Origin of the sequence: Ralstonia sp. NFACC01 (assembly GCF_900115545.1) — a bacterium.
Classification (GTDB): domain Bacteria; phylum Pseudomonadota; class Gammaproteobacteria; order Burkholderiales; family Burkholderiaceae; genus Ralstonia; species Ralstonia mojiangensis.
Genome location: NZ_FOWV01000003.1, coordinates 71,147 through 83,833 on the forward strand (window position 1 = coordinate 71,147; position 12,687 = coordinate 83,833).

A 12,687-nucleotide genomic window follows, 5' to 3' on the forward strand; every position below is an offset into this window, starting at 1 on the left:
CCTAGACCGCGCGCGACAAGCGCCACGCATTGAGCGCTACCAGCAACGACGACACCGACATGCCGATGCCCGCCGCCAGCGGCGACAGCCACCCCAGCGTGGCGAGCGGAATGCTGATCGCGTTGTAGGCGAAAGCCCAGCCGAGGTTCTGGCGCACCACGCGCAACGTGCGACGGCCGATCGACACGGCCTCGCTAATGGCAAACAGGCGAGGCTCGGTGAGGATGGCGTCGGCGCCGGCCTGGGCGAGGGGCGCACCCGACCCAATGGCGATGGAGACCTGCGCCTGGGCGAGCAACGGCGCATCGTTGATGCCGTCGCCGACGGCAAGCACACGGGCGCCGTCTGCCTGCAGCTTGCGCACGTAGGCGCGTTTGTCTTCCGGGCTGACGCCGCCCGCGGCGCGGTCGATGCCGAGGCGGTTGGCCCACCAGTGCACGGTCTCAGGCGCATCGCCGGAAACGAGGTGCAAGCGCAATCCTTGTGCGCGCAAGGCACTCAGGCATGCAGGCGCATCGGCCCGCGGCGTATCGGCCAGAGTGAAGCGCGCGAGCGGTTGGCCATTGCGGCCGAGCCAGACCGACGTGCATGCGGCCGCCGGCGGCACTTCCTCCATCGGTGCTTCCGTGCCGTAACGAATGGAAGCAACGGGCTGATCTGCGTAGTGCACTGCCGCGAACGACTGCGTTCCAAGACGCACCAATTGGTTATCGGCCAGGGCATACACGCCCTGCCCCGGCACATTGGTCACGCGCCCCAACGTTGGCAACGGCATTTCAGCGGAGGTGGCGGCCCGCAGCGACTGGGCGATCGGGTGATTCTCGGATTGCTCCATCGCGCATGCCAATGCGAGGCAGTGTTCGGCATCCACATCGGCGAAGGTCTCGATGCTCAGCAAGCGCAAACGCCCCTCGGTGAGCGTACCGGTCTTGTCGAGCAGCACGTCCGTCACGGCTGCCAGGCTCTCGATCGCGTGGCCACGCGTGACCAGCACACCGCGCCGTGCCAGCGCTCCACTGGCCGCGGCCAGCGCAGACGGCGTGGCCAGCGACAACGCACATGGGCAACTCACCACCAGCACCGCCACGGTGACGGCAAACATGCGTGTCGGATCGATCCACCACCACGCGATCGCCGTCAGTAGCGCCCAGCCGAGCAGCACTGCCACAAAGCGCCCGGCAACACGATCAGCGAGTTCAGCCATGCGTGGCTTGTCCGTCAAGGCGCGTTCCAGCAGATCCACGATGGCGGCAAGGCGTGTCTGGGCGCCTACGCGATTGACACGCACGCGAATGGCGCTGACGACGTTGTAGCTGCCTGCCAGCACGGTCGCGCCCACGTCGCGCGGGCGCGGCACGCTTTCACCGGAGAGAAGCGATTCGTCGATCTCAGTGGTGCCGCGTTCAATGGTGCCGTCGGCGGGCAGAACTTCACCGGCGCGCACTTCCACGCAATCGCCTTGCTGCAAGGCTGCAACGGGGATGGTTTCCAGCGCGCCGCTTTCGGCATGGAACCGCCGGCAGGTGGCTGGCAACTGATGCACCAACGCTTCAGCGCCGGAAGCTGCACTCTGCCGCGCACGCAGTTCGAGATAGCGCGCCGCCAGCAGGAAAGCGACGAACATCGTCACGGAATCGAAATACGTTTCGCCATGACCACGCAACGTAGCGAATACGCTGGCAATGAACGCTGCGCCGATCCCCAGCGCCACGGGCACATCCATGCCGACGTGCGCATGCCTCACTTGCCGCCACGCATTGATGAAGATGGGTCGCGCAGAAATCAACACCACGGGCACGGTCAGCATCAGGCTGGCCCACTGCATCAGGCGCGTCTGGCTCGCGGGGATGTCGCTGCCGTGCAGGTACACCGGCCACGCGTACATCATCACTTGCATCATGCCGAGCATCGCCAGCCCCAAGCGGATCAGCAGGCTGCGGCGTTCGCGCGCCTCGGCAGTGCGGCGGGCGGACGGCTGGTCTGGCCAGGCTTCATATCCGACGTCGGCAATGGCAGCGAACACCGCGGACAGCCGCATCGCCCCTGCATCTCCGACGATGCGCGCACGTTCCGTGGCGTAATTGACGGTAGCTTCGCGCACGCCCGGCACTCGCGAGAGCGCACGCTCGATCAGCCAGACGCACGCAGCGCAACGCATGCCGCTGATCGCAAGGGAAAGTTCTTCCGCACCGTCAGCGCTCGTGCGCACGAAGCGCTCACGCATGACGGGCAGATCGTAGGTTGCCCAAACAGCTTCGGCTTCGGTGCGACGGTCACCTTCGATGGGCTTGGCGAAAGCGATTGGGCCGTCATAGACGTGGCCCATGCCGGAGGCGTGCAGCGTTTGCGCGACAGCCTGGCAGCCGGCACAGCAAAATTCGCGGGACTTGCCGCCGATGTCAGCGCGGAGAGCGGTGGCGCCATCCAGTGGCGATGCGCAGTGATAGCAGGTGATGCGCGACGCGGCGGCTCCGCTCGGGCCAGGAGGCGAACCTATGCCGGCAACCGGCGCGGTTGGATGGTTGGGGGCGAATATCGTCGTCATTATGAGGACGATGCTAGCCAGCATCCCCCGGCGCGCCCTTGATACGCATCAAGCACGGTCCAATAAGAATCAGCCTGAAATGCGACCCTCAGCGCACCTCAACATACCCACTTTCCCATAAAAAAATAAGCCGCCTATAGTGAATAGCTGCACCAGCCAACCAGGAGGGCGCGACATGGCAACCGAATTCAGCCTGTACAACATCCACTGCGAATGGGGCGAGCACGGAGCATCCGCGCTGGCGCCACATTGCGACGCCGTCATCGTGGTGGACGTGCTTTCCTTCTGCACTTGTGTGGATGTGGCCGTGGCGCGCGGGGCACGCATCTATCCGTACCCATGGCGCGACGCCAGCGCTGAAACCTTCGCGCGCCGTGCCGGGGCCATGCTGGCGGGCCACAACCGCAGTCAGGCGGGGTATACGCTCTCGCCAACGTCGCTGCGGGAATTGCCAATGGGCAGCAACCTCGTCCTGCCCTCGCCTAATGGGGCAACACTCGCACTCGCCACCGGATCGACGCCGACGTTTGCTGGTTGCCTGCGCAACGCGCGCGCGGTGGCTGAAGCAGCATCGCGGCTGGGCCGTCGCGTGGCCGTGGTGGCCTCAGGAGAACGCTGGGCCGATGGCAGCCTGCGCCCCGCCCTTGAAGACTGGCTCGCCGCCGGTGCGATCGTGCATCACCTGTCGGAAACGGTGGCGGGGTTCTTGCCGCAAGCGCTCTCGCCCGAAGCGCTCGCCGCTCGCGCGATTTATCGCGAGGCGTCGCAGACCGGCATGATGAAAGCGTGGCTGCTTGATTCTGTGTCCGGCCGCGAGCTGTGCGAACGCGGCTTTACCGAAGACGTGACCATGGCGTCGCAAACCGATGTGAGCAATGTCGCGCCCATGCTGGTGGAAGGCGCGTTCCGCAACGTCAATCGCAAAACCGAGCGCCTGCCACAGGACTTCTTTGGCGCCAGCTTGCGGCCCTCGCAGGCGCCGCCGTCGCATCGCAATTCGCCGCCGACGTCGCACTAGTCACACGGCAGCGGGCGAGATCAGGTCAGTGACGTGTCCACTTCGCGGCGAGGTGCCTCGAGGTATTCGCGCGACTGCATCTCGACGATGCGCGACACGGTCCGCTGGAATTCGTTGGCCATCTGGCCTTCGGTGTACAACTCGTCTGCCGGCACCTCCGCCGACATCAGCAGCTTGACCTTGTGGTCGTAGAACACGTCGATCAGCCACGTGAAGCGGCGCGCCTCCGATGCCATGCGCGGCGTCATCTTCGGCACATCGGCCAGGATAACGGTGTGAAAGCGCGAAGCGATCTCCAAATAATCGTTCTGCGAGCGCGGGCCACCGCACAGCGTGGCGAAGTCGAACCACACCACACCGCCGGCCTTGCGCGCCGCACGAATCTCACGGTGCTCGATGCGCAGCACCGGCGATTCGTCAGGCACTCCGGCCACCGCCGTAAACGCATCGCGCAACGCCGAATTGGCCTTCGCGCCTAGCGGCGTGTAGTAGGCTTGCACTTGCTCCATCGCGCGCTTGCGGTAATCGACGCCCGCGTCGACGTTGAGGACGTCGAGCTTCTCCTGCAGCAGCGCAATGGCCGGCAGCACACGGTCGCGGTGCAGGCCGTCCGGATACAGCAAGTCCGGACGATAGTTGGACGTCATCACAAACTGCACACCGTTGGCAAAGAGCTGATCGAGCAAGCGGTGCAGGATCATCGCGTCGGCAACGTCGCTGACGTGGAATTCGTCAAAACAGATCAAGCGGTAGCGCTTGGCGATGCGACGGGCCAGCTCGTCCAGCGGATCAGCCCGGCCGCGCAGTTCTTCCAGTTGGCGATGCACTTCGCGCATGAACTCGTGAAAGTGCAGACGCGTCTTGCGCACCAATGGCACGCAGCTATAGAACGCATCCATCAGGAACGACTTGCCGCGCCCCACCCCGCCCCACATGTAGACCCCACGCGGCAAATCGGGGCGCACGAGCATCTTGCGCAGCGCGTTCGAACGACGGGCCTTGTAGGCAACCCATTCGTCGTAGCACCGCTGCAGGCGATCGACGGCGCGTTGTTGCGCTTCGTCGGGCTGATAGCCGCGCGCCTTCAGTTCCTGTAGGTAGGTTTCCTGGACGTTCATCTGCTTAATCTGCTTGGGGCACCGTTTGCGGGCCCAAATGGACCGATGCCCGGCAATCTTGTGGATTCACCGGGCATCGTGCTTGCCTTGCGGCTTGCGATTTACATATTGAGCTGACGCTTGTCGACCGCCAGCGCAGCTTCGCGCATCACTTCCGACATCGAAGGGTGCGGATGGCAGATACGGCCGATATCTTCAGCTGCAGCCTTGAACTCCATTGCCACCACGGCTTCGGCAACCAAGTCCGAGGCGTTGGCCGCCACGATGTGCACGCCCAGGATTTCATCGGTCTTCGCATCAGCGATGACCTTCACGAAACCGTCGGATGCGCCCATGCCCAGTGCACGACCGTTCGCCATGAACGGGAACTGGCCAGCCTTGGTCTCGCGGCCTTCGGCCTTGAGCTGCTGCTCGGTCTTGCCCACCCATGCAATTTCCGGGTACGTGTAGATAACCCACGGAATGCAGTTGTAGTCGATGTGCGGCTTCTGACCGACGATGCGCTCGGCCACGGCCACGCCTTCGTCTTCTGCCTTGTGCGCCAGCATCGGGCCGCGCACGACGTCACCGATCGCCCACAGGTTCGGCAGCTTGGTCGCGCAGTGTTCGTCCACCTCGATAAAGCCACGCTGATCCGCCGCCAGGCCGATCGCTTCCAAGCCCAGGTTGTCGGTGTTCGGCACGCGGCCGATCGACACGATCAGCTTGTCGCACTCCAGCACTTGCGCAGCGCCGGCAGCGTCGGTGTAGTTGACCTTTACTCCCTTGCCCGACGATTCGATCTCGCCGACCTTCACGCCGACGTTGATCTTCAGGCCCTGCTTGGTCAGCAGCTTGTTGGCTTCCTTGGCAACGGATTCGTCAGCCGCACCGAGGAAGCTCGGCAGCGCTTCGAGAATCGTCACTTCGGCGCCCAGACGGCGCCACACCGAGCCCAGCTCGAGGCCGATCACGCCGGCACCGATCACGCCCAGCTTCTTCGGCACTTCGCCAAACTTCAGTGCGCCTTCGTTGTCGGCGATGGTCACGTTGTCGACCTTCACGCCCGGCAGATGACGAGCCTTCGAGCCCGTAGCGATGATCACGTGCTTGGCCGTCACGACTTCCGTGCCTGCCTTGCCTGCAATCTCGACCTGATAGCCAGCGTCGGTCTTGCCGACGAACTTGCCGTGGCCCTTGAGCAGCGTCACCTTGTTCTTGCGGAACAGGAACTCGATGCCCTTGGTCATCTTGCCGACGATGTCGTCCTTGCGCTTGAGCATCTTGGCCACGTCGACCTTGACGCCGTCCACCGTGATGCCGTGGTCGGCCAGATGGTGGTTCACGTTCTCGAACTCTTCCGACGAGGCTAGCAACGCCTTCGAGGGAATGCAGCCGACGTTCAGGCAGGTGCCCCCCAGGCGCGGCTCGCCCTTCGGATCGTCGTAGGCGTTGTCTTCGCAGCAGGCCACGTTCAGGCCCAGCTGGCCAGCGCGGATGGCGGCGATGTAGCCACCGGGGCCGGCGCCGATCACCAGCACGTCAAATTCTTTGCTCATGGAGAAATCCTCGATTCGGACGCCGCTGCACCCAACGGGCTGCGGCGTCTCAGGTCATCAACGCGTCGATTACAGGTCCAGCAGCAGGCGGGCCGGATCTTCCAGCGCTTCCTTCATTGCCACCAGGCCCAGCACGGCTTCGCGGCCGTCGATGATGCGGTGGTCGTAGGACATGGCCAGGTAGTTCATCGGGCGGACCACGACTTGGCCGTTCTCCACCACGGCGCGATCCTTAGTGGCGTGAACGCCCAGGATGGCCGATTGCGGCGGGTTGATGATCGGGGTCGACAGCATCGAGCCGAACGTGCCGCCGTTCGAGATCGAGAACGTACCGCCGGTCAGGTCGTCCAGCGTCAGCTTGCCGTCCTTGGCCTTCTGGCCGAACTCGGCAATCTTCTTCTCGATATCGGCCAGGCTCATCTGGTCGGCATTGCGCAGGATGGGCACCACCAGGCCGCGCGGCGAGCCGACAGCGATACCGATGTCGAAGTAGCCGTGGTAGACGATGTCGTTGCCGTCAACCGATGCGTTGATGACTGGGTACTTCTTCAGCGCGTGGACAGCCGCCTTCACGAAGAACGACATGAAGCCCAGCTTCACGCCGTGGGTCTTCTCGAACTGGTCCTTGAACTTGGCGCGCAAGTCCATCACCGGCTTCATGTTGACTTCGTTGAAGGTGGTGAGGATGGCGTTGGTCGATTGCGACTGCACCAGGCGTTCGGCGATACGGGCGCGCAGGCGGCTCATCGGCACGCGCTCTTCCGGGCGGTCGCCCAGAGCGGCGAAGTCCACCGGAGCAGCCACTTGCTGCAACGCCGGACGTGCGGCTTGCGGAGCGGCAGCAGCAGCCGGCTTGGCGCCACCAGCCACGGCACCCAGCACGTCGCCCTTGGTGATGCGGCCATCGCGGCCCGTGCCGGCCACCTGGCCAGCCGACAGATTGTTCTCAGCCATCAGCTTTGCAGCCGACGGCATGGCCACGCCACCTGCGGCAGCGGCAGCCGGAGCGGCAGCAGCCGGCGCCGGTGCAGCGGTTGCGGGAGCCGGTGCAGCAGCAGCCGGAGCAGCGGCGCCTGCCTTGCCTTCGGTGTCGATCTTGGCCAGCAGCTGTTCCGACGTCACGGTTGCGCCGTCCGCCACCAGCACTTCGGCCAGCACGCCAGCCGACGGAGCCGGCACTTCCAGCACGACCTTATCGGTCTCGACTTCGATCAGGATTTCATCCTGGGCCACGGCTTCGCCCGGCTTCTTCTTCCAGGAGATCAGCGTGCCTTCTTCAACGGACTCGGAAAACTGCGGGACCTTGACTTCAACGATAGCCATTTCGGTGGTTCCTTGGATTCATGTGCACGTGCTCCTCTTGTGCGGGAGCCGCGCTAATTCGATATACGGTGGAATTCGGGAGCGAAGATGCGTCAAGGCGACAGCCGAAGCTGCCGCCTTGGTGCAGAGGTCGCTTACTTGTTCAGCACGAAGCCCTTGAGCTTGCCAAACGCGGCATCGATCAGCGCCTTCTGCTGCTCGTTGTGCTTGGCGTAGTAGCCCACGGCCGGCGATGCCGATGCCGGGCGACCTGCGTAGCCCAGCTTCTGACCCTCGGTCATGTTCTCCAGGATGTAGTGCTGCACGAAGAACCAGGCGCCCTGGTTCTGCGGCTCGTCCTGGCACCACACCACTTCGGCGAGGTTCGGATACTTCTTCAGCTCGGCTGCGAACGCCTTGTGCGGGAACGGATAGAGCTGTTCCACACGGATGATGGCCGTGTCGGTCAGGCCACGTTCCTTACGGGCGTTGACCAGGTCGTAGTAGACCTTGCCCGAGCAGGCCACGACGCGCTTGACCTTGGCGGCATTCAGATCTTCGGCCGTATCGGCGATCACCGTTTCGAAATGGCCCTTGGCCAGATCCGACAGCGGCGACACAGCGTCCTTGCTGCGCAGCAGCGACTTCGGCGTCAGGATGATCAGCGGCTTGCGGAACATCCGGATCATCTGGCGACGCAGCAGGTGGAAGATCTGCGCCGGCGTGGTCGGCTGCACCACTTGCATGTTGTGGTCTGCGCAGAGCTGCAGGTAGCGCTCCAGGCGTGCCGAGCTGTGCTCCGGACCTTGGCCTTCGTAGCCATGCGGCAGCATCAGCGTCAGACCCGAGGCACGACCCCACTTCACTTCGCCCGACGAGATGAACTGATCGATCACGACCTGTGCGCCGTTGGCGAAGTCACCGAACTGGGCTTCCCAGATCACCAGGGTATTCGGCTCAGCCGACGAATAGCCATACTCGAAGCCCATCACGGCCTCTTCCGACAGCACCGAGTCGATCACCGTAAAGGGAGCTTGGCTCTCCGACACATTCTGCAGCGGGATGTAGCTGCCGGCGTCCCAACGCTCGCGGTTCTGATCGTGCAGGACTGCGTGACGGTGCGTGAACGTACCGCGACCCGCATCCTGACCAGTGATACGCACCGGGTAGCCAGACGCCACCAGCGATGCGAAAGCCAGGTGCTCGCCCATGCCCCAGTCCAGCGACAGCTCGCCCTTGCCCATCTTGGCGCGGTTGTTGACGACGTTCTCAACCAGCGGGTGCAGCTTGAAGTGATCGGGGATGGCGGTGATGCGCTCGGCCAGACGCTTGAGTTCGGCCATCGGCACAGCGGTATCGGCCGCATCCGTCCATTTGCGGTTCAGGAACGGCAGCCAATCCACAGCGAACTTGTTCTTGAAGTTCGACAGCACCGGGTCGACCGTGTGCTTGCCCGCGTCCATGGCGGCACGGAATTCCTGCACCAGCGCGTCCGGCTCTTCGGTCTTCAGCGTGTTCTGCGTGACGAGCTTGTCTGCGTAGAGCTTGCGCGTGCCGGGGTGCGTGCCGATCTTCTTGTACATCAGCGGCTGCGTCATTGCCGGCGTGTCTTGCTCGTTGTGGCCGAGCTTACGGAAGCAGATGATGTCGACCGCAATGTCCTTCTGGAACTCGGTACGGAAGTCCACGGCCAGTTGCATGGCCAGCACGACGGCTTCCGGATCGTCGCCGTTCACGTGCAGAACCGGCGCTTCGATCATCTTGACCACGTCGGTACAGTACAGCGTCGAGCGCGAGTCGCGCGGGTCCGACGTCGTGAAACCGATCTGGTTGTTGATCACGATATGGATCGTGCCGCCCGTGCCGTAACCGCGCGTTTGCGCGAGGTTCAGCGTTTCCATCACGACGCCCTGGCCAGCGAAGGCCGCGTCACCGTGCACCTGCACAGCCAGCACTTGCGCGCCGTGCTTGTCGTCGCGGCGCTCCTGACGCGCCTTGACCGAGCCTTCGACGACCGGGTTAACGATTTCCAGGTGCGACGGGTTGAACGCCAGCGACAGGTGGACGGGGCCGCCCGGCGTGGTCACATCGCTCGAGAAGCCCTTGTGGTACTTCACGTCGCCAGCCGGCAGGTCGTCCACGTGCTTGCCTTCGAATTCGGCAAACAGGTCGGCGGGCATCTTGCCCAGCGTGTTGACCAGCACGTTCAGACGGCCGCGGTGGGCCATGCCGATCACGATTTCCTGCACGCCCTTGGCGCCGGAATGCTGGATCAGCTCGTCCATCGCCGCGATGAAGCTTTCGCCGCCTTCCAGCGAGAAACGCTTCTGACCGACGTACTTCGTATGCAGGAAGCGCTCGAGGCCTTCAGCGGCCGTCAGGCGTTCCAGGATGTGCTTTTTCTTTTCAGCCGAGAACGTCGGCTTGGAGCGAATGGTTTCCAGACGCTCTTGCCACCAGCGCTTTTGCGCCTGGTCGCTGATGTACATGAACTCGGCGCCGATCGAGCCGCAGTACGTCTCGCGCAGGTTGTTGACCAGCTCGCGCAGGCTCATCGATTCTTTGCCGAAATACGTGTTGCTGGCATTGAAGATGATGTCCTGATCGGCTTCAGTGAAACCGTAGAAAGCCGGGTCCAGATCCGGCACCGGCGGGCGCTCCTGACGCTTGAGCGGATCAAGATCAGCCCAACGCAGGCCAACATTGCGGTACGCGGCGATCAGCTGCGTGGCCGACACGCGCTTGCGACCCATATCGGAATCGGCAGACGCGACAATCGTCTTGATCGGGCCAGCCTTGGCGCGCTCGGCGAACGACGTGACGATGGGGGCGTGGGCGATATCCCGGGCGTTGGAACCGTCGACGGCGGGGACGTTCTGCAGCGCATCGAAGTACGCGCGCAGTGCCTCGCTAACGGACGTGGGATCTTGAAGGTACGCTTCGTACTGATCTTCAACGTAGGCGGCGTTACCGCCGGACAGGTACGAAGTGTCCAGGTACTGCTTATACAGCTCTGTCATGGGGCGCTCACTTTTCTCCGGGTCTGCCGGAGTTCAGCGGGTTCATCAACCTTCCGCGACACGGCTTGACCGGTTAGCGGATCGCAAACTAAATCGCCTGAAATCACCTGGTCGGACCGGATCGCGCAAGGCAGAAAGGGGGTACCGAGACAGCTTTTACAGACAAGTTGTGCGGGAAGGACCTAAGTCTTCACGGAGGGGAAGCATAGCATGTTTATAAGCAATATTCCGATTCTTTGACGTGACAAAGGACCGTTGTTATGCCACGTCAAAGCCATGCCTTGATCACATTCAGGCGGGCGAAATTCGGTCGACCCAATCGGTGATCAAGCCGTCCAGCCCCGCGCTCCAGAGCAACCGCGCGCGATCCAGATCGTTGACCGTATAGCAGCAGACGCGGAAGCCCGCGGCGTGTGCCTCGTCAATGACCTCAGGCGTCAGTTCGCGATGGTTGGCGTCGAGCGCAACGCAATCCAATGCGCGCAGTCGGTCAAGCCAATCGGCGGGCAGTTTGTCGAGCAGCAACGCGCGGGGCAATTCCGGCGCAGCCTCACGCGCGGCAGCCAGCGCGTCTTCCGAAAACGACGACAGCAGCGGCGGCACGTCGGCGCCGGCCCACAGCGTGCGGGCGTCGAGCGCCACAGCGGCGCCCGTACGCCACTCCGCGCCTGGCACCGGCTTGATTTCGATATTGGCGAGGAAGTTGTTGGCGCGAAGGTAGCGTGCGATGGCTGCCAGCGTCGGCACCGGCTCACCCGCGTAGGCAGCGCTGTGCCAACTGCCTGCGTCCAGTTGTGCAATCTGACCAAGCGTGAGCGCATCGAGGCGGCCCGCGCCATTCGTGGTGCGATCCAGCGTGGCGTCGTGCAACAGGACCGAGGCGCCGTCGCCGGAAAGCTTTACGTCGAATTCGAACATGCGGTAGCCGAACGACGCGCCATGGCGGAAGGCCCCCAGCGTGTTCTCCGGCGCCAGCTTCCCCGCGCCGCGGTGCGCAATGGCGCGTGGATATGGCCAGTCAGGCAAGGCGCGTGCGCCGGTCATGCCAGCGCCTCGATGCGGCGGGTGGTTTGCGGGTCGAACCAGTGCAAGTGTTCGGCGGCCGCGGTGATCGGCAGCTTGTCACCGGCTTTTACGCTGGCATGCGGCTCCAGCCGGACCACGACCGGATGACCAGCCAGCGCACCATACGCAAATGCATCTGCACCAAGGGCTTCGACCACACGCACGTCGATCAGGGCGATGGCTTCGTCAACTGAGCACGGCTCGATGTGTTCGGGGCGCAAACCCATCAGCGCGTGTTCGGGCAGATGAAGACCCATCGGCAGATGGCCAAGCGTGGCGGGAGTGTCGCCCTCCTTCGCACCATCCACCCGGATCTGCGTGCCGCCGCCGGCATTGCGCGACACGGGCACGAGGTTCATCGGCGGCGAGCCGATGAAGCCTGCCACGAACGTGCTGGCCGGACGCGAGTACACCTCAAGCGGCGTGCCGATCTGCTCAACGCGGCCGCCGTTGAGCACCATCATGCGATCGGCCAGCGTCATCGCTTCGACCTGATCGTGCGTGACGTACAGGCTCGTCGTACGCAGACGGCGATGCAGATCCTTCAGCTCCAGACGCATCTGCACGCGCAGCTTGGCATCCAGGTTGGAGAGCGGTTCGTCGAACAGAAACACAGCCGGCTCACGCACGATCGCGCGGCCCATGGCCACACGCTGGCGTTGGCCGCCCGAGAGCTGGCGCGGCTTGCGATCAAGCAGCTTGCCGAGTTCAAGAATGCCCGCGGCCTGTTCCACGCGCGCTTGAATATCGCTCTTGGGCAAGCCTCGGATCTTCAGGCCGTAGGCCATGTTGTCGAACACGCTCATGTGCGGATACAGCGCATAGTTCTGGAACACCATCGCGATATCGCGCTCGGCCGGTTCCAGTTCGTTGACGACGCGGTCGCCAATCCACACTTCGCCGCCGGTGATGGGCTCCAGCCCCGCCACCATGCGCAGCAGCGTGGACTTGCCGCAGCCCGACGGGCCGACGATGACGATGAACTCCCCGTCGCCGATCTCCATGTCGATGCCGTGCACGACCTGGAGGTTGGCGTAGTGCTTCTGGACGTTGCGTAGCGAAAGTTTTGCCATCTTGCTTC

Annotated in this window: 8 protein-coding genes; 1 reads left to right on the plus strand and 7 read right to left on the minus strand. The window is 63.8% G+C overall.

Going from position 1 to position 12,687, the window contains the following annotated elements:
- Position 1: 1 nt before the first annotated feature.
- Positions 2 to 2,545 (minus strand): heavy metal translocating P-type ATPase, encoded by a 2,544-nt coding sequence (locus BM136_RS08315; protein ID WP_092971422.1) that lies wholly within the window; start codon positions 2,543 to 2,545, stop codon positions 2 to 4.
- 175 nt (positions 2,546 to 2,720) lie between these two features.
- On the opposite strand from BM136_RS08315, the gene BM136_RS08320 reads away from it, so the two are divergent.
- Positions 2,721 to 3,563 carry a 2-phosphosulfolactate phosphatase gene (locus tag BM136_RS08320; protein WP_092971423.1) on the plus strand — a complete coding sequence of 281 codons (843 nt, stop codon included), beginning with the start codon at positions 2,721 to 2,723 and terminating at the stop codon, positions 3,561 to 3,563.
- A 20-nt stretch (positions 3,564 to 3,583) separates the two neighbouring features.
- On the opposite strand, the gene zapE is transcribed toward BM136_RS08320, so the two are convergent.
- The 6 genes from zapE to BM136_RS08350 form a co-directional block, all read right to left on the minus strand.
- Positions 3,584 to 4,681, minus strand: a complete 1,098-nt coding sequence (gene zapE / locus BM136_RS08325) for a cell division protein ZapE (protein WP_092971424.1) — start codon at positions 4,679 to 4,681, stop codon at positions 3,584 to 3,586.
- Positions 4,682 to 4,782: 101 nt separating this feature from the next.
- On the minus strand, positions 4,783 to 6,219 hold the full coding sequence (gene lpdA / locus BM136_RS08330) for a dihydrolipoyl dehydrogenase (protein WP_092971425.1): 1,437 nt from the start codon (positions 6,217 to 6,219) through the stop codon (positions 4,783 to 4,785).
- 69 nt (positions 6,220 to 6,288) lie between these two features.
- On the minus strand, positions 6,289 to 7,542 hold the full coding sequence (gene odhB / locus BM136_RS08335; protein ID WP_092971426.1) for a 2-oxoglutarate dehydrogenase complex dihydrolipoyllysine-residue succinyltransferase: 1,254 nt from the start codon (positions 7,540 to 7,542) through the stop codon (positions 6,289 to 6,291).
- Positions 7,543 to 7,676: 134 nt separating this feature from the next.
- Positions 7,677 to 10,541 carry a 2-oxoglutarate dehydrogenase E1 component gene (locus BM136_RS08340; protein ID WP_092971427.1) on the minus strand — a complete coding sequence of 955 codons (2,865 nt, stop codon included), beginning with the start codon at positions 10,539 to 10,541 and terminating at the stop codon, positions 7,677 to 7,679.
- A 291-nt stretch (positions 10,542 to 10,832) separates the two neighbouring features.
- Entirely contained in the window at positions 10,833 to 11,585 is a 753-nt protein-coding gene (ugpQ, locus tag BM136_RS08345) for a glycerophosphodiester phosphodiesterase (protein WP_092971428.1), read from the minus strand.
- On the minus strand, positions 11,582 to 12,679 hold the full coding sequence (locus BM136_RS08350; RefSeq protein ID WP_092971429.1) for a sn-glycerol-3-phosphate import ATP-binding protein UgpC: 1,098 nt from the start codon (positions 12,677 to 12,679) through the stop codon (positions 11,582 to 11,584). Before BM136_RS08350 ends, ugpQ begins: the two co-directional genes overlap by 4 nt.
- Between the last annotated feature and the right edge of the window lie 8 nt (positions 12,680 to 12,687).

Bases quoted from the DNA above. Each gene is read 5' to 3' on its own strand.
- BM136_RS08315 (WP_092971422.1), bottom strand. From the start codon at position 2,545: ATGACGACGATATTCGCCCCCAACCATCCAACCGCGCCGGTTGCCGGC.
- lpdA (WP_092971425.1), bottom strand. From the start codon at position 6,219: ATGAGCAAAGAATTTGACGTGCTGGTGATCGGCGCCGGCCCCGGTGGC.
- BM136_RS08350 (WP_092971429.1), bottom strand. From the start codon at position 12,679: ATGGCAAAACTTTCGCTACGCAACGTCCAGAAGCACTACGCCAACCTC.
- zapE (WP_092971424.1), bottom strand. From the start codon at position 4,681: ATGAACGTCCAGGAAACCTACCTACAGGAACTGAAGGCGCGCGGCTAT.
- ugpQ (WP_092971428.1), bottom strand. From the start codon at position 11,585: ATGACCGGCGCACGCGCCTTGCCTGACTGGCCATATCCACGCGCCATT.
- BM136_RS08320 (WP_092971423.1), top strand. From the start codon at position 2,721: ATGGCAACCGAATTCAGCCTGTACAACATCCACTGCGAATGGGGCGAG.
- odhB (WP_092971426.1), bottom strand. From the start codon at position 7,542: ATGGCTATCGTTGAAGTCAAGGTCCCGCAGTTTTCCGAGTCCGTTGAA.
- BM136_RS08340 (WP_092971427.1), bottom strand. From the start codon at position 10,541: ATGACAGAGCTGTATAAGCAGTACCTGGACACTTCGTACCTGTCCGGC.